Source organism: Paenibacillus agaridevorans (assembly GCF_003112455.1).
GTDB lineage: Bacteria > Bacillota > Bacilli > Paenibacillales > Paenibacillaceae > Pristimantibacillus > Pristimantibacillus agaridevorans.
In genome coordinates this window covers 83,591-100,916 of record NZ_BDQX01000196.1, presented here as the reverse complement: position 1 = coordinate 100,916, position 17,326 = coordinate 83,591, and the positions used below count along the sequence as shown (strand labels likewise).

The following is a 17,326-nucleotide window of genomic DNA, read 5'->3' as shown; positions in this document are numbered from 1 at the left end:
AATAAAGCGGATAAATCCGCTATAATAGTCCGAGCGCCCCCGGCACAGCCCAATAAAGCGGATAAATCCGCTATCATAGTCCATTCGCTCCACGCTCGCCGGGTTGTGTTAACCGAAGCGAATAAGGACTTTTTTAATTCGAAAATGTCGAAAATCGACAAAATAGCGCCTCTGCCGTCTATCATAGGTTGTTAGGAGAGGCGAACTCGCAGACATTAACTTCCAATCACTCGCAAGGGTGATTTTGTTGTGATTTAGAAAACTATGCATGGCTTCAAACGGAGGATAAAGGAGCAGCATCTGCATAAGTAGAATCGATTGGGAGTCAAACGGATAACCGTGATACAAACGGAAGCCAACGAAAGAACGAAAGAACCAACGAAAGAGTTGACATCAAAATTATAGATATGGTATATAAAAGGAGGGATTAGCACTCCTGATGAATGAGTGCTAACACGAAGTGTCGGACAAGCCGACGACGGAGCCCGATTACATAGTTCCACTATTGAGAGGAGAGCGCATTCATGGTTATGAAGCAATTCCAGGCGGAATCCAAACGACTGCTGGAGATGATGATTAATTCGATTTATACGCAAAAGGAGATTTTCTTGCGGGAGCTGATCTCAAACGCGAGTGATGCCATCGACAAAATTTATTACAAAGCGTTGACGGACGACAGCCTTGTTTTCAATAAAGAAGATTATTTCATTAAAGTGACGGCAGATAAGTCCGCTCGTACGTTGACTCTGACGGATACCGGCATCGGCATGACGCAGGAGGAGCTCGAGAATAACCTCGGCGTTATCGCGAAGAGCGGATCGCTGGCGTTTAAGCAGCAGAACGAAGCAAAGGATGGCCACAATATTATCGGTCAGTTCGGCGTAGGCTTCTACTCCGCATTTATGGTGGCCGACGAAGTAAAAGTAACGACTAGGGCGCTTGGAAGCGACCAGGCATACCAATGGGTCTCCGAAGGCGCCGACGGTTATGTGATTACGCCAGCTGAGAAAGCTTCAGTCGGTACCGAAATCGTGCTTCGCATCAAGGAGAATACGGAGGACGAGCAATACGACGAGTTCCTGGAGCAGTATCGTCTGCGCGCGATTATTAAAAAATATTCCGACTTTATCCGTTATCCGATCAAGATGGATATGACGAGCCAGCGTCCAAAGGAAGGCAGCGAGGGCGAGTTCGAGGAAACGATCGAAGAGCAAACGCTCAACAGTATGGTACCGATCTGGCGCAGGAACAAAAACGAGCTGACGGACGAGGATTACGCCGCATTTTATGCGGAGAAACGTTATGGCTTCGACAAACCGCTTAAGCATGTTCACATCAGCGCCGACGGAGCCGTCGTGTACAACGCGATTTTGTACATTCCGGAGAACGCGCCGTTCGATTATTACACGAAAGAATATGCCAAGGGGCTTGAGCTGTACTCCAATGGCGTTCTGATCATGGACAAATGCGCCGATCTGCTGCCGGATTACTTCAGCTTCGTTAAGGGGATGGTCGACTCCGAGGACCTGTCGCTCAACATTTCCCGCGAGCTGCTGCAGCATGACCGCCAGTTGAAGCTGATCGCGAAGAACATCAAGAACAAAATCAAAAGCCTGCTCCAAGGGATGCAGAAGGATGATCGCGACAACTACGAGAAGTTCTACAAAGCGTTCGGCCGTCAGCTGAAGTTCGGCGTTTACAACGATTACGGAATGAACAAAGCCGATCTGCAAGAGCTGCTGCTATTCCACTCCTCCAAGGAGAACAAGCTGGTCAGCCTCGAAGAATACGTATCCCGCATGCCGGAAGATCAGAAGTATATCTATTACGCGGCCGGCGAATCGATCGCGCGGATCGAAAAGCTCCCGCAAATCGAAGTCGTGCTGGAGAAAGGTTACGAAATTCTGTATCTGACGGACGACATCGACGAGTTCGCGATCAAAATGATCATGAACTTCAAGGAGAAAGAGTTCCGCTCCATCTCCAGCGGCGATCTTGGTTTCGAGCAGGACGAAAAGGACAAGGAGTCCGATACGGAAGCGGACACGAACAAGGAATTGTTCGACAGCATGCAAGAGCTGCTCTCCGGCAAAGTGAAGTCCGTCAAAGCTTCCAAACGTCTGAGAAGTCATCCCGTCTGCCTCTCCGCTGAAGGCGAGCTTTCCATCGAGATGGAGAAAATCCTTAAAGCGATGCCGGACAGCGGCGACGTGAAAGCGGACAAGGTTCTGGAAATTAATGTTAACCACGACGTATTCCAATCGCTTAAGAACGCACACGGCTCTGACAAAGAGAAGTTCAATTTGTATACGCAGCTCCTATACAACCAAGCTCTGCTGATCGAAGGACTTCCACTCCAGGATCCTGTGGAATTTACGAACGATATTTGTAAAGTGATGGTGTAACATCGCGGAGACTCGCACTAACATCATAAATAGGGCTCGCTTGAAGCATCGACGGCACTAAGGCGGGTCCACAAAACAAAAAGAGCTCATTTTCTACGAACCAAAGTAGGAGATGAGCTCTTTTTTCGAAGAAGCAGCATATGCCGAAAAGACCATTTCCCCGGCAATAATTGTCGTTAGGCGGCGCTGCGCTTAGCTGCAGGAATCGGCTTTCTGTTGCCAATCCGCAGTTGCACGATCATCATCACGATGGCGATGGCGGCGAGTCCCGCGAAGGCGAGCGCGAAGCCGCCGGTTGCGTCATGCGTCCAGCCGACAAGAATCGGTCCCATCGCGCCGATCACATAGCCGCCGGATTGGTTTAAGGCAGACCAGGAGCTCGCGGATTCCGCGTCGGAGGTTTCCTCGATCGGCAGCATCAGCGCGATCGGGAACAGTCCCCCGGCGCCAAGACCAAGCAAGATCGTGGAGAACCAAGGGTTGCCGGACATAGCGAGCGTAGCCAAACCAATCAGCTCCAGCGATCCGCAGGCGAGCAGCCATACCAGCCTTCGCGGGAACCGGGACATGAGGAACGGAATAAGCAGGCTGACCGGTATTTGGATGAACGTAAACAAGGTCAACATGGCTCCCGCGAAACCGGCGTCGTAACCCATGCTTTCCACGGTGGGGGCCAGCCATGCAGTGATGGAATAAAATTCGAAGGCCATCAGGCCAAAATAGAGCGTGAGCAGCCACGCGCGTTTATTGCGTATTGGCAGCTTAATGCTGCCAGACGATGATGTCTGGGATACGAGGCCAATACGATTCTTCCTGGTCAGATAGATCCATAAAGGCAGAGCGATGAAAGCAAATAAAGCCCATATTGCGGCAGACGATTGCCAGGACCCTTCGAAAGCGGTTTGCAAAGGTACGGAAAGTCCGGCGCTGACTGCGGCGCCAACGACGAGCGCCATGGAATAGATGCCGACGATGGAGGAAGCTTTGTCGGCGAAGTTTTTTTTGATAAAGCCGGATAGAAGCGGACCGGCCACCGCGATTCCGATGCCCGCAGCAAACGCGCTGGCAAGCAGGATGCCGGACGAAAAGGCAAAGTAGCGGGCGGCCGTGGCGATTCCGATGAGCGTCACCGCGATCATGATCGTGCGCTCCAATCCCCACTTCCGGCTCCAGATAACGGCGGTTGGCGCGAACAAGCCCATGCACAGAACCGGAATGGAGGTGAGCAAGCTTGCGATCGTGCCGCTAATGCCAAGCGCTTGCCGAATCGTCTCCAGCATGGGAGCGAGGGAGGTAATGGCAGGCCTCAAATTAAGGGAAGCGAGAAATAACGCTAGAAGAAGCAATGTTGTTTTGCGCATGATGGCGGTCCTCCTGTATTCATTCATTGTGGAATATGATCTAGTGTATTGCGATATGACCGATTAATCAATACAATGAAAACTATGATGATGATAAGTTTTGACAATGATTGAGGGGGATGACGATGGAGTTTCGTCAGCTGGAATATTTCCTGGCGGTCTGCGAGGAATTGCACGTGACGAAAGCGGCGGAGAAGCTGGGCGTATCCCAGCCGACGCTAAGCTTGCAAATCCGCGCCTTGGAGAATGAATTCGGGGTAACGTTATTCGATCGGATCGGCAAACGAATCGCCCTTACCGAAGCGGGGAGAATGCTGAGAGAGCAGGGCGGAGACATCTTGCGAAGGATGCAATATGCAAGAGACTCCATCCACGATCTGAGAAGTTTTCGGCTGGGAACGGTATCCGTCGGCGTCCTGCCTTCGGATTTGGATTACCGGATCACCCAGCTCCTGATCGAATATTATCAAGAGTACCCTCAAGTCAAGCTTAGCATAACGCCATCAATTGAAATCGAGCAGCTTGTCCTGACCGGACAGGCGGATATCGGCGTCGGGCTTATGCCCGTGAAGGATGAGCGGCTCGTAATGATTCCGGTGTGTACGGAGGAATACGGATTAGTGGTATCGGAGCATCATCCATTGGCAGACCGCCATACGATTGCGTTTGCGGAGCTGGAGGAGGTCGGCATGGTAATGTACCCGATCGGCGCGATTGGAAGAACGCTCGTAGACGTGACCTTTAAGTCGCACGGCTTCGTTATGAAAACGATTATGGAGACAGGTTCGGTCACATCCATTCTGCAGCTTGTAAAAGCCAATATCGGCGCGACCGTGCAGCCCATTGCCCTGATCGAAAGCATAAACGATCCCGCGTTCCGGTGTATAAAGATCGAAAGCGGAGCGCCTGAGAGACATCTCTGCGTCATCTATCAATCGGACCGTTATTTAGGTCAAGCGGCCAAATTGTTCATTCAGAAAACGATTGCTTATTTTGGTGGTCCAAAAGAGTGAGAGCTATTGAATCGGGGATTTTGGCTTGTTATAATGGTTCGAAAAATAGCTAAGAAATCGAGGCGGGCAGTAATGACGGACAATAAATATTGGGTGCCGGCAATCGAGAGAGCAGATCGTGTGCTGCGACTCGTGGCGGAGCATCCAGGCAAGCTGCGGCTTATGGAGTTATCCAAACGAACAGACATTAATAAGAGTTCGATGTTTTCTGTGCTTAACACGCTCGAGAAATTAAATTGGATTCGTAAAGACAAAGACGATACGTATTGGCTGGGCACAGCGATGGGTGCATTCGTGAGCGGATACGTTCAATATCATGATCTAATCGACGTCTTTCATATAGAAGCGGCGATAACGAAAACCGTCATCGAGGAGACGGTACAACTGGCGGAGCTTGCAGGCACAGAGGTTCTGTATTTGGCCAAAGAAGAGTATCCCGGTCCCGTTAAGCTGATGTCCGAGCCGGGCATGCGGTTGCCGGCACACTCGACGGCGCTGGGCAAAGTGCTTTTAGCCGCAAGATCTCCCGGGCAGGTAGCGGAGCTGTATAGCGCCTATGCCTGGCAACAAAAAATGACTCCGAATACGATCGCCGATCTCGACACGTTGGAGAAGGCTCTGGCAATCGTAAGAGAACAAGGGTACGCCGAGGATTTGGAGGAAGCGGTACAAGGTTTCTGCTGCGTCGCTGTTCCGATCACACGAGGCGGACAAGTGGTTTCTGCCGTCAGTTGTTCGATGCTCAAGCATCGGTGGGAGACTAAAGGGGCCGAAGTGCTTAAAGAACTTAAGCAATTATCGGCTAGATTATCGTTTTGACAGTAGACCCATATAGACGGGCGTTTTAGGCCTTTGCCCGGATGCGGCTAAAGTAGGCGTTAGCCCGGTAGCGGATAAACCTGCATCAGCAGGCGTTTGCCCGTTGCCTCAAAGGCTGAGGGTAGGGATTCTTGGATTGCGAAGGCAGAAGGTCATTCGTGCAAAAGGAAGCGGCAAGCATGATCAATAGGTTATAAACGGCATTAGCGCAACGAGCGCGGCGAGCACGGCGTTCAAATTGATCTTTGCGGTTGGCGTCGTCAAGAGTCGGACAGGCGCTATGCAAGCAAGCAAAGAACGCCCATTGCTCCTGTTGCATTGCTTCAGTTGCGAGTTAAGGGAAATGAGGGGGCTTATTTGGGGAATTCTGCCCTTATTTTAATGCTAATGGAACTGAGCGCCGCTATTCGCCTGTTTTACTGGTGATTCCATTTAAATTGAAAGCAATAAAGGCGCTCAGTTCCGCTATGGATCAAAAAGCCCTCTTTTCCGACGAATAACGTCTCTCAGTTCCGCAAGCTTCCACCGGCTTTCCAAGTTCCTCTGCGAATAATAATGTCTCTCATTTCCCCAAGCTCTTATTCTGGTCTTTCATAGTCCTCTGACGGCCCCAGCAGCCCTCCCATATTCAATTGATACGTTCGAAATCTTATGTTTCCGCCAACGACTGTTATTTGTTGCCCCTCAACTAAACGATGAAGCAACATTCGCGCATAACGGTCAGTAATTCGAAGATGTACGGCGAGTTCATTCGGTGTAAACGGCCTGAGCTTCCGTCGAGCAAAGCGTACGGTTTCCGCTTCCAGGCCATTTAACCCGGCATCCACATTGATTGATAGAAACTTGCCAACGAACGATAATATTAACTGCTTGCAAAACTCTGGTTCATCACGGATTGATAAATATGCGACCGGCAAATAGACCCAATCATCGAGCGATAACAAACTTTGTCGTTGACATAAGTCTTTAAATCGACGTGTATCCAAATCTCTGGCGTGGGATCGATAATCTTGTATTTCAATATTGCCCTTGACACCGCCCCGCAAAAAGGCAAAGTCAAGATAACGGTAGCCGTTATTAAAATCACGGACCTCCCATTCGGGATATAAATGATCGAAATTACCGACAACAGGATACCAGATCAGCCGGAGCATCTCAAAGGATCCATGACTGAGTCCTTTCTGTAATAATTCTTTTCTACGATGTTTTTTCTCCTGATTAATCTGCTTCTGCAACCATAATTCGTATTCTTTTTTAAACACAAACCCATCCTCCCACTATTAAGTATATAATCTTATGTTTTCTCGCTTAAACATAAAAATGCCGCTTCGATACACTTAAGTATCAAAGCGGCATGTGCTTCACGACCGTTGGCCTTAGTATAGCATTGACATTTGTTCAGATTCAAGAGAGAGACTTATACAGAGAGGGTCTTATACGGATTCGCTCAACCTGCTGATCTACGAGGCAGCCGTTTGGAACGGTCTCTTTTTTATTGTGGAATCGGAATGACTGTGTTACTATTTTATTATATAAAACAAGGTTTATTATAATAAACAAAAAGGAGATGAGAAGGTTATCATGAGCATAATGGGACATCGATTGCAGCATAAAACAACGTTGATTACAGGTGCGGGATCCGGGATCGGCAAGTGTTCCGCAATCGCCTTTGCCATGCAAGGCGCGACGGTCATTGTTAACGATCTGGATGAAGGCAAGGGAGAAGTGACGGTTGAGGAGATTCGGGCCGCCGGAGGCTCGGCATCGTTGATCGTTGCGGACGTGACGGATCCGTCCTCGGTAGAAACGATGGTCGAACAAGCGATCGAGCGTCACGGCCAAATCGACGTGTTGTTTAATAATGCGGGCATTAGCGGAGTGGGCGCCCTGCACGAAGTGGAGCCGGATGCCTGGGACCGAGTCATGAGAGTCAACATAAGAGGCGTATATCTCCCGAGCAAGTATGTACTACCCTCCATGATGCAGCGCAGGTCCGGAGTAATTATCAATATGTCTTCTTGCGTGGCGGAGATCGGACTGGCTAAACGCGCTTCATATTCGGCGACCAAAGGGGCGGTGCTGGCGCTAACGAAATCGATGCAAGTGGATTACGCGTCTTATGGCATTCGCGTTAACGCTTTGCTTCCGGGCACGATTTTGACACCATTTGTCGAGAATTACCTCAAGCAATCGTATGACGATCCCGAAGCGGCCATTGAGTCTCTCAAAAAACGTCAATTAAGCGGCGAGATGGGGCGGCCCGAGGATGTGGCGCACGCAGCAGTGTTTCTGGCCTCCGAGGAGTCCAAGTTTATGATGGGATCGCCGCTTTATATCGACGGCGGTGCCGTATTTGGCAAAGATGCTTAGCGATAGCAAAACACAATCATAACTTGACAAGGGAGCGAATGGATAATGAAACTGTTAACCTTTTTCGAGGATCAGACGTATAAGCTTGGCGTACATAGCGGGGAAGGAGAGGGAATCCTGGACATAGCTGCGGCAGTGGGCAACGTATCAGACATGGACGTAGAAGACGGAGTACCTGTCACGCTGCAGGCGGTTATCGAAGGCGGTGCGAATGCAATGGATAAGCTTCGGACCTTTGTCGAGATTGCTCACCGCGCGGACAACCGTTTTGCTTATATTCGCCCGGAGTCGACCCTTACGCTTGGACCTTGCGTAACTCATCCTAACAAAATGATTTGCGTCGGACTCAATTACCGCAAACACGCGGAGGAAACAGGCGCAGAGATTCCGACTTATCCCGTCCTTTTTAATAAATTCAGCAATACGCTGGCAAGTCAAGGAGATGAGATTCCGCTGCCGAAGGTATCAAGCGAGGTCGACTACGAGGCGGAGCTGGTAATCGTGATTGGCAAACAGGCCAAAAACGTGGCCAAGGAAGACGCGTTGTCTTATGTGCTTGGCTACTGCAACGTTAACGACCTCTCCGCCAGGGATCTGCAGTTCCGTACGTCGCAATGGCTGACGGGTAAATCCTGTGACAAGTTTTCGCCGCTCGGTCCTTATCTGGTAACGGCGGATGAAGTCGGCGATCCTAATCAGTTGGAGATCAAATGCATCGTTAACGGAGAGGTTCGCCAAGCCTCCAACACGTCAGACATGATTTTTTATTGCGATGAGATTGTCAGTTATATCTCGCAGCTTATGACACTGGTGCCAGGGGATGTCATCTTGACGGGTACGCCTGAAGGTGTTGTGCTTGGCAAGCCAGTCGATGAGCGCGTTTATTTGCAGCCAGGCGACGTCGTGACGATCGAGATCGAAAAGCTGGGTTCGCTAACGAATACAATGGTAGCTGAAATCGAGCAATGATCGCGGCGCCTGTAAGCCGAGAAAATCGGGTTACATCCTGAAGGGAAGCGCCAATGCGAGCTGCACCCCGAGAAATGGGTTGCAGCCTGCCGCGGAGCGCCATTGCGAGCTGCACCCCGAGAAAATCGGGTTGCAGCTTCACTTTGTGGCGGAAATGATGAGAAACATCGGTCGACGTAGCTCGTCCCGCATGCCGGGGATGTCCAGCTTATCCTCTGCCGGCTTCGGTTCCGCGACAGCCGTCACGACGAAGCCGGCTTGGATGACCGCGTTTATATAAGTTGCCAGCGTCCGGTGGTATTTCACGACGTTATCGGTCAGGAATGAGGTGATGCGTTGTCCTTCCGACTGATAGTTATCCAGCGGCCAATACAGCGCCTTGCCATCCTCTCCATACTCCCAGCTTTGCTCTGAACGGGCGGTGAAGACGGGATGTTCGACCGAGAAGAGGAACGTCCCTCCAGGCTTCATGCAATTGTAGATTTTCTCGCAGATTGCTCCAAAATCCTCTACGTAATGAAAAGCCAGAGAGCTGATGACAACGTCGAAGCGATCTGGCGGGAACACGATATCCTCGACAGGCAGCCTCATATATTGTATGCCTGTTCCTTGGGCCAACGTTGACGCCTTCTCCAGCATTTTCGCCGAAATATCAATGCCGGTTACGTCGCTTGCGCCTTGCTCATGCGCGTACAGGCAATGCCAACCATAGCCGCAGCCCAGATCCAGCACGCTTCGGTCACGAAGCTCGGGAATCAGCGTTCGCAGCACATGCCATTCTCCGGCTCCCTCCAAACCTTTCAAGGACCTCTCCATCTTGCCGTAGGCATCAAAAAATTCCGCTTCGTCGTATTTGTTTTGTTTCATTAATAAGGCCTCCTTCATTACAAATGGGAAGTTCGGGACATGCTAGAGGCTTGATTTGAGCGACGGCGAATGTTCCGGCAGCTATAACCCCGGCACCGGCTCAAGCCTAGCCAATCATATGCGATTTTCTGTATTCGGACGGCGTGCATTTCATACGGCTCCGGAACACCTTTACGAAGTAGCTGATATGATCGAAGCCGACGTCCATGGCGACAGCCGCGATCTTGGCGTCAGGCTGGAGCAGCAGCTCGGCCGCCTTTTTGATTCGGTAACCGTTCAAGAATTCGACGGGAGTTTGATGGGTCATGCTTTTGAAGAAGCGGCTGAACTGTCCTTCGCTCATCGGAATCTGCTCAGCCAGCTCGGCGATTCGGATCGGTCGGCCGTAATGTTCCTGCATATAGCCGATGACGGCCTTGAGCCGTTCCAGCTTGATTTGAAGTTGTGCGTTGCCCCCGTGGTCGCTTCGGCTAACGAGCTGCTCCGAGGATGCGAATTGGTGCAGCATCAAATATAACAGCCCTTTCGCCGCGGCTTCGTATCCCGTCTGCTGTCTCTCGCTTGCGTCGATCAAGCCGGACAAGTAACCCAGTGCGGCATCGCTCCAGTCCGTCCCCAGCTTCAGATGGCGGGGGAAGGTGCGGGACTTGTCCCGCAGCGGAACGACGTAACGCTCCTGCACGGCATCGATCGCCGCGCTTGCCAACAGCTCCGTATCGAAGACGACGGCGCAATACGAGCACGGGGAATCCCCAAGCGCATGACCGGCATGTATATCCCCGCCGTCGATGTAGACGGCCTCGCCCGCCCGGACGGGAAAGTAGTCCGTCCCGACCTGAAACAGTACTTCTCCCTCCAGCATATAGAACCATTCCGCTTCCGCATGCCAATGACATTCCAGCACCGGCTCTCCGGGGGGGATGGGACCGATGCGGTATGCCGCCAGAGGGAACGCTTCCGTTCCATGCAGTCGATTCTCCTTGAGCGATTCCTTCTGCGAACGATCCATTATACATCCCCTCACTTGCATCAGAATCGTGCTATAAACAGGCATAATTCTGTTAGATGAAACGCTTACCAGTCAGTATACTGCAAGTATAACATAATTCCATTTTATTATTTGTAGAGGAAATGATGCAACTTCAAGACTTGTGAACAACAGATTAAAACATCTATGTCCGATAGGCGATTTAGTGGCAGAACGCTTAGTTTCGCCTAACTTCGGGTCTCGCGAAAGGAATCGGCATTGGCAGCGAAGCTTGATTGCTTTCGTGGGTAACGGGAACTTGCAATAAACGATTGTTCATCAAAATAAAGGCGGTGCTTTACACATGAAATTTACAGACGGCAACTGGATGATACGCAAAGGGTACGAGGTGCTAAGCGCAGTGCAGGCGCATGACTTCGAGAAATCGGAGGGACAATTGACGGCTTACGCGTCGCCCCGGCCCATTCTGTCGCGTTCCAACATGTTGGATACAATGCTGCTTACGGTCCAGTTCCACTCGCCGATCGAAGGCGTGATCGGGGTTAAGCTGATTAACCATGCGGGCGTGGTGGAACGCGGTCCCGCATTCGAGCTGGCTAGCGACGGCAGCCACGCGGTCATCGAGGAGACGGACGAAGCGGCAACGCTGACGACGGGCAATCTTAGTGTGCGCATTAGCAAGGGAGACACATGGCGCGTTGATTTTTACCGGGGCGGCGAGCGGCTGACGGGCAGCGCCCAGAAGTCCATGGCCTATATCAAAGCCGAAGGCGAAGGCAAGGCGTACGTGCGCGAAGAGCTTGATCTGGGCGTTGGCGAATGGGTATACGGACTTGGCGAGCGTTTCACCTCGTTCGTAAAAAACGGCCAAACGGTCGATCTGTGGAACAAGGACGGCGGCACAAGCTCGGAGCAATCCTACAAAAACATTCCTTTTTACCTGACGAACAAAGGGTACGGCGTGTTCATCAACCATCCGGAGCTCGTTTCGCTTGAGGTTGCGTCGGAAAAGGTGAAGAAGGTGCAATTCAGCGTCGAAGGCGAATCGCTGAGCTACTTTATCGTAGACGGGCCAAGCATGAAGGAAGTGCTGGGCCGCTATACCGACTTGACGGGTAAGCCGGCTCTGCCGCCTGCATGGTCATTCGGCCTCTGGTTGACGACGTCGTTTACGACCAACTATGACGAATCGACGGTTATGTCCTTTGTCGAGGGCATGGCGGAGCGGGATCTGCCGCTTCACGTCTTCCACTTCGACTGCTTCTGGATGAGAGAGTTCCACTGGACGGACTTTCAATGGGACGAACGCGTTTTCCCCGATCCCGTCGGTATGCTGAAGCGTTTGAAGGAGAAGGGACTCAAGATATGCGTATGGATCAATCCGTACATCGCCCAGCGCTCCAGACTGTTCAAAGAGGGCAAGGAAAACGGCTATTTGGTAAAACGTCCGAACGGCGACGTCTGGCAATGGGATATGTGGCAGCCGGGCATGGCGCTGGTCGACTTCACGAATCCGGCAGCCTGCGAGTGGTACGCCTCCTACCTGCGCGAACTGGTGGACATGGGCGTGGACAGCTTCAAGACGGACTTCGGCGAGCGGATTCCGACCGATGTCGTCTACCACGACGGCTCCGATCCGTTTAAAATGCACAACTACTACACGTACCTTTATAACGAAGTGGTATTCGACGTTTTGGTGGATAAGCTCGGCCAAGGCGAAGCGGCGTTGTTCGCGAGATCGGCTACGGCAGGCGGGCAGAAGTTCCCGGTTCACTGGGGCGGGGACTGCTATGCGGATTACGAGTCCATGGCCGAAAGCTTGCGCGGCGGTCTTTCCCTCGGCTTGTCCGGCTTCGGCTTCTGGAGTCACGACATCGGCGGCTTCGAGAGCACGGCGCCGGCGCATGTGTTTAAACGCTGGTTAGCCTTCGGATTGCTCTCCAGCCACAGCAGGCTGCATGGCAGCAGATCGTACCGGGTGCCATGGGCGTACGACACGGAAGCGGTGGACGTGACGAGATTTTTCACTAGGCTCAAGTGCTCGCTCATGCCTTACCTGTTCCGCACGGCCGTGCAGGCAAAGGAAGAAGGCGTGCCGTCCATGCGTGCGATGGTGCTGGAATTCCCCGAGGATCCAAGCTGCGAGACGATCGACCGCCAATATATGCTTGGCGACAGCCTGCTCGTTGCGCCGATCTTTAACGAAGAAGGACGGGTCACGTATTATTTGCCGCAAGGCACTTGGACGCATCTGCTTACGGGCGAGACGGTGCAAGGCGGCTCGTGGCGCAAGGAGACCCATGACTTTATGAGCCTGCCGCTATTCGTAAGGCCGAATACGCTTCTAGCGATCGGCGCGAACGACAACGTGCCGGACTACGAATATGCGGATGGCGTGACGTTAAAGCTGTTCGCTCTGGAAGACGGCAAGTCGGCAACCGCGACCGTGCACGATACGAAGGGCGGCGTCTCGCTAAGCGCCGTTGCAACGCGCAATGGCAATGAAGTCACCGTTAAGGTGGAGCGTTCGGCGGGCCATACGTTCGCGTTCGAGATCGAGGGCCAAGAAGGAAGCAAGGTAGAAGTGCCGGCGGGCGGCGCGAGCGAGAGCTTCGCAGTCACGCTGAAGGGCTAGTCTTACCCTTGGCAGACGGAAGCAACAAGGATAACCCCGCCGTTCTTGGGCGGAGAAGTATATCGCGATTGTAACGGACCGCAGGGACGTTATTGGTCGGTTGAAGCGCGCATAAGCGTTAATCGAAGCAATAGCGGCTCTGTTGTCCGTTTTTTTTTCGATAAGAATAGCGTAATCGTTTCCGTGCTGGCCATGTCTAATTTCCATATGATTTTATGTGGAATGAAAGCGGTATTGCGGTTGGTCGATGTTCGTTATGATGGACTGTAAGGGAAGTTGGACGGAGGTGGTGAAGGCGATGAAATTGTGGCATAACGAGCCTGCCGCGGATTGGAACGAGGCGCTGCCGATCGGCAACGGCAGACTGGGCGCGTTGGCATTCGGCGGTATAGGGACGGAGCGGCTGGATCAGCTTCGAACAGCTGGACGCGGAGGCACTTTCCGGGACGCGGGTGTTTGCCGGTCGAGTTCTCGTTGGTGCTATAGGCGGGAAAGCGGAGCCATCACGGTTATGCTAGAATGGAGGAAATATTAGCCGGCATGGCGGCAAGGAGACGATAGCAGCATGTTCATTGAATTTGTCAGGCGTCTTGCGAACCGTACAAATGATATTCGAATCAAGCCCAAGCTGATCGTCTCCTTCATTCTGGTCGTGTTCGTCCCGGTTCTTATCGTAGGCGTATTTCTGACTCTGGCGTTTCGCCAAAATGTGCTGGATCAAGCCACGCAGCAAGTAGGCAGCAACGTCGACAGGGTGAAGTCGCAGATTGCGAACATCGTCCGCATGCCGCTTGAAGTTTCGGATAATCTGCTCAGCGACGCTCGGTTGATGAACGTCGTTAATACGCAGTATGCTTCAACGTATTCGGTTGTAGAAGCATACCGGGAATACCGAGACATCCGCGATTCCGTCAAGCTGTATAACGAAATTCATAATATCCGCTTCTATTATACGAACCCGACGATGCTGGACAACTGGGAATTCCTCCGACTCACGCCGGAGAAGACGCGCGAACCTTGGTTCCATCAAGCGATGACCGAAGACGGCATCCGCTGGCAATACGTCGAGGACGAGACCAAGAGCAATCAGAAATATCTCAGTCTGGTGCGCAAAGTCAATTTTCCGCTATATCGGACAAGCGGAGTGCTCGTCATCACGATCGACCCCGCGGTGCTGGGCAGCATGATGCGTCAAGAAGCGTTCGACACCATGATTATCGAGGACAATGGCTACATCGTAGCGGCGAAGGACGGCGCGCTTGTCGGCAAGAACATCAATGACGCGACCTTTAACAGTCCCATAGCAGGCAAATCGGAGGGGACCTATGAATTTCGATATGACGGCAAACCTTCCCGCGTCGTGATCGAGAAGCTTATCCCGACTTCGAGCCGAAACGGACTGCGGGTCGTCTCCGTGTTCGCCGTGGACAGCATTGTCGGCGGAGCGAACCGGATCAGCTTGCTTGGGCTGGCCATCATGCTTGTCAGTCTCGCTGTTGCATGGGGGCTTATCTATTTGACCTCAACGTTAATCTCCAAGCGAATGCTGCTCCTTCACAAGGATCTCAACAAGGTGGCGATGGGCGACTTAAACGTCATCTCCTCCGTCAGCGGCAACGACGAGATCGGCATGTTGTCCCGTCAATTTAATAACATGGTCGTTAGCATCAGAGGATTAATGGACGAGGTTGCGGATTCCGAGAGCCAGAAGGCGCAGCTGCTGCTCCGCCAACGGGAGATCAAGCTCAAGATGATGGCGAGCCAGATCAATCCGCACTTCCTGTTCAACGCGCTGGAATCCATCTGGATGAAGGCTCATATGAACGGCCAAAAGGAAATCTCCGTCGTCGTTCGGATGCTCGGCAAGATGATTCGGCAAAACCTGGAGGTCGGCAATCGACGCATCGCGATCCGCGACGAAATCGAGGTCGTGCGGTGTTACCTGGAAATTCAGAAATTCCGTTACGGCGGCGACCGGCTTTCCTTCCTGCTGGACGTGGATGAAAGCTGCGCTTCGGTGGAGCTTCCGCCGCTCGTTATTCAACCGCTTGTCGAGAATGCTGTCGTGCATGGTCTCGACCATGTCGAGCAAGGCGGCTTCGTATCCGTCCGCGTCTATCGGAACGAGGAGGGCGTCGGGATCGAGATCAAGGACAACGGCTCCGGCATCGACGAGGAGCGGATGGGGAGCATTCTTCGTTCGTTCGACGATATGGAAGAAGAAGAACAATATCGGATTGGCCTTCGCAACGTACATCAACGGTTAATCATGATTTATGGCGAATCATTCGGGTTGCGAATAGAAAGCGTTCTTGGCGAGGGAACGTTTATTACGTTCAATATTCCGACGGGGGGATTACGTCATGCATAAGGTAATGATCGTGGACGACGAACCGATGATCCGGCAAGGACTGCAAACCTTGATCGAATGGGAGCGTCTTGGCTTCGAGATTGCGGGGACGGCCGCCAACGGCAAGGATGCCATCGAGCAGCATGCCTTGCTGCGCCCGGATCTGATTCTGATTGATATCCGAATGCCGGTCATGGACGGTCTGAGGGCCATCGAAGGCATCCGGCAAAGCGATCCCGATTGCCGCATTCTTATTTTAAGCGGCTATGCGGACTTTAATTATGCCAAGCAAGCCATTGTTCACGGCGTTAGCGGTTATGTCGTCAAGCCGATTGACGAGGACGAGCTGGAGAGCTATGTCGAGCGTGCCTCGCAGGAACTGGGCTTGCGCAAGGATGTCGGCTCGGGCCTGAGCGAACGTAATGCGTCGCTGCTTCGGGAAGAGCTGCTTCAAGGCTTGGCGGAGGGCAAGGCGCAGTTAGATTTCGATATTCCCAGCCTGTTCGGGTCGGAAACTTCGCTTGCGGGCAGCCGTCTGTTGCTGATCGAGTTATATAGTCGGGAGCATTCTCTCACGATGAAGGCGGTAGCGAAGAAAAAGCTGACGGAGCTGATCGAGGAGCGGGGGCTGGGTTGGGTATTTTCGACGGAACCGTATATCGGTCTGCTGCTCAAGAACGGTCCATGGCTGCGCGGCGACATGACCCCGATAAGAGAGACGCTGGAGGAAACATGCGGCGACCGGATTCGTTACACGGCTGTAGCGGGACCTCCTATGAAGGCGTTAACCCAATTGCCCGGCGCAAGCAGCGAGGCGAAGGCGCGGCTCAGGCGCCGCTTCTTGCTTGGTAGCGGAAAAATCTACAATTCGCAGGCATCGGACGAGAACGGGGCGAAGGCTAAACGCGAGCCGCTAAGCATCGAGGAGATGGCGCAAGTCTTATTTTACAGAGTAGATCTCGGCAATGGACACGACGTGCTGCAGCAGGTCGACGAGTTCGCGGAGGAGCTTGTCCGGCTGGGCGATTCCGAGCAGACGCTCAAAAGCAATTGGGCGCAGCTGCTGACGCTTATGCTGAACAAAGCCGCAGCCTTCCACCCACAGCTGTCGTTGAAGGACGATCTCTATATGGTAACGAGGCTGTACTTGGCCCACCACTACGAAGAAATGCTGGATGAACTTAAGACGCGGCTGACGGAATTAACCGCCAAGATCGGAGGCACAGACAGCAGCGGCACCATGAAGCGGGTTACTGACTTTATCGAGCGCCATTACAGCGAGCCGCTTCGGCTGGAGACGCTTGCCGAGCTATTTAATTACAACAGCGGATATCTCGGCAAGCTGTTCAAAAGCCACACGGGCGAAAGCTTTAACACCTACCTCGACAAGGTGCGCATCGAGCAGGCCATCAAGCTGCTGCGCGAAGGCCACAAGGTGCATCAGGTCGCGGAGCGCGTCGGTTATGCCAATGTCGATTATTTCCATGCGAAGTTTAAGAAGTATAAAGGCGTGTCCCCCTCGTCGTTCAAGAGCGGGGCGGAAAAGTAG

The 17,326-nt window shown here is 52.5% G+C and carries 12 protein-coding genes and 1 pseudogene; 9 read left to right on the top strand and 4 right to left on the bottom strand.

The genetic code is table 11. The annotated features are described in order from the left end of the window. Positions 1 to 524 precede the first annotated feature (524 nt). Entirely contained in the window at positions 525 to 2,405 is a 1,881-nt protein-coding gene (gene htpG, locus PAT3040_RS18955; protein ID WP_108993954.1) for a molecular chaperone HtpG, read from the top strand. A 176-nt stretch (positions 2,406 to 2,581) separates the two neighbouring features. Here htpG and PAT3040_RS18950 read toward each other — a convergent pair whose 3' ends face one another. Then, a complete protein-coding gene (locus PAT3040_RS18950; protein ID WP_108993953.1) occupies positions 2,582 to 3,766 on the bottom strand; it encodes an MFS transporter in 1,185 nt (394 codons plus the stop codon). Positions 3,767 to 3,891: 125 nt separating this feature from the next. Here PAT3040_RS18950 and PAT3040_RS18945 point away from each other — a divergent pair, with 125 nt between their 5' ends. Both PAT3040_RS18945 and PAT3040_RS18940 read left to right on the top strand, forming a co-directional pair. Then, on the top strand, positions 3,892 to 4,779 hold the full coding sequence (locus tag PAT3040_RS18945) for a LysR family transcriptional regulator (RefSeq protein ID WP_108993952.1): 888 nt from the start codon (positions 3,892 to 3,894) through the stop codon (positions 4,777 to 4,779). Between the two features lie 72 nt (positions 4,780 to 4,851). Further along, a complete protein-coding gene (locus tag PAT3040_RS18940; protein ID WP_108993951.1) occupies positions 4,852 to 5,598 on the top strand; it encodes an IclR family transcriptional regulator in 747 nt (248 codons plus the stop codon). A gap of 578 nt (positions 5,599 to 6,176) precedes the next feature. Here PAT3040_RS18940 and PAT3040_RS18935 read toward each other — a convergent pair. After that, positions 6,177 to 6,860, bottom strand: a complete 684-nt coding sequence (locus PAT3040_RS18935) for a transcriptional regulator (protein WP_108993950.1) — start codon at positions 6,858 to 6,860, stop codon at positions 6,177 to 6,179. Between the two features lie 319 nt (positions 6,861 to 7,179). Here PAT3040_RS18935 and PAT3040_RS18930 point away from each other — a divergent pair, with 319 nt between their 5' ends. Both PAT3040_RS18930 and PAT3040_RS18925 read left to right on the top strand, forming a co-directional pair. Beyond that, on the top strand, positions 7,180 to 7,968 hold the full coding sequence (locus PAT3040_RS18930; protein ID WP_258235055.1) for an SDR family NAD(P)-dependent oxidoreductase: 789 nt from the start codon (positions 7,180 to 7,182) through the stop codon (positions 7,966 to 7,968). Between the two features lie 45 nt (positions 7,969 to 8,013). After that, the gene (locus PAT3040_RS18925; RefSeq protein WP_108993949.1) at positions 8,014 to 8,937 is read left to right on the top strand and encodes a fumarylacetoacetate hydrolase family protein; all 924 of its coding nucleotides are present in this window, start codon (positions 8,014 to 8,016) and stop codon (positions 8,935 to 8,937) included. Positions 8,938 to 9,075: 138 nt separating this feature from the next. Here PAT3040_RS18925 and PAT3040_RS18920 read toward each other — a convergent pair whose 3' ends face one another. Then, complete coding sequence (locus tag PAT3040_RS18920; RefSeq protein ID WP_108993948.1) at positions 9,076 to 9,804, bottom strand: class I SAM-dependent methyltransferase; 729 nt, start codon at positions 9,802 to 9,804, stop codon at positions 9,076 to 9,078. A 106-nt stretch (positions 9,805 to 9,910) separates the two neighbouring features. After that, positions 9,911 to 10,813: an AraC family transcriptional regulator gene (locus tag PAT3040_RS18915; protein WP_108993947.1), complete on the bottom strand. Its 903-nt coding sequence runs from the start codon at positions 10,811 to 10,813 to the stop codon at positions 9,911 to 9,913. A gap of 322 nt (positions 10,814 to 11,135) precedes the next feature. Between PAT3040_RS18915 and yicI the strand changes: the two genes are divergently transcribed. The 4 genes and pseudogenes from yicI (at position 11,136) to PAT3040_RS18890 (ending at position 17,326) form a co-directional block, all read left to right on the top strand. Beyond that, positions 11,136 to 13,427, top strand: a complete 2,292-nt coding sequence (gene yicI, locus PAT3040_RS18910; protein WP_108993946.1) for an alpha-xylosidase — start codon at positions 11,136 to 11,138, stop codon at positions 13,425 to 13,427. Between the two features lie 298 nt (positions 13,428 to 13,725). Beyond that, positions 13,726 to 13,833 (top strand): annotated as a pseudogene (locus tag PAT3040_RS40045) (glycoside hydrolase N-terminal domain-containing protein); the annotation flags it as partial. A gap of 159 nt (positions 13,834 to 13,992) precedes the next feature. Continuing rightward, entirely contained in the window at positions 13,993 to 15,798 is a 1,806-nt protein-coding gene (locus tag PAT3040_RS18895) for a sensor histidine kinase (protein WP_108993944.1), read from the top strand. Next, entirely contained in the window at positions 15,791 to 17,326 is a 1,536-nt protein-coding gene (locus PAT3040_RS18890) for a response regulator transcription factor (protein WP_108993943.1), read from the top strand. Before PAT3040_RS18895 ends, PAT3040_RS18890 begins: the two co-directional genes overlap by 8 nt.

Bases quoted from the DNA above. Each gene is read 5' to 3' on its own strand.
- htpG (WP_108993954.1), top strand. From the start codon at position 525: ATGGTTATGAAGCAATTCCAGGCGGAATCCAAACGACTGCTGGAGATG.
- PAT3040_RS18950 (WP_108993953.1), bottom strand. From the start codon at position 3,766: ATGCGCAAAACAACATTGCTTCTTCTAGCGTTATTTCTCGCTTCCCTT.
- PAT3040_RS18945 (WP_108993952.1), top strand. From the start codon at position 3,892: ATGGAGTTTCGTCAGCTGGAATATTTCCTGGCGGTCTGCGAGGAATTG.
- PAT3040_RS18940 (WP_108993951.1), top strand. From the start codon at position 4,852: ATGACGGACAATAAATATTGGGTGCCGGCAATCGAGAGAGCAGATCGT.
- PAT3040_RS18930 (WP_258235055.1), top strand. From the start codon at position 7,180: ATGAGCATAATGGGACATCGATTGCAGCATAAAACAACGTTGATTACA.
- PAT3040_RS18925 (WP_108993949.1), top strand. From the start codon at position 8,014: ATGAAACTGTTAACCTTTTTCGAGGATCAGACGTATAAGCTTGGCGTA.
- PAT3040_RS18920 (WP_108993948.1), bottom strand. From the start codon at position 9,804: ATGAAACAAAACAAATACGACGAAGCGGAATTTTTTGATGCCTACGGC.
- PAT3040_RS18915 (WP_108993947.1), bottom strand. From the start codon at position 10,813: ATGGATCGTTCGCAGAAGGAATCGCTCAAGGAGAATCGACTGCATGGA.
- yicI (WP_108993946.1), top strand. From the start codon at position 11,136: ATGAAATTTACAGACGGCAACTGGATGATACGCAAAGGGTACGAGGTG.
- PAT3040_RS18895 (WP_108993944.1), top strand. From the start codon at position 13,993: ATGTTCATTGAATTTGTCAGGCGTCTTGCGAACCGTACAAATGATATT.
- PAT3040_RS18890 (WP_108993943.1), top strand. From the start codon at position 15,791: ATGCATAAGGTAATGATCGTGGACGACGAACCGATGATCCGGCAAGGA.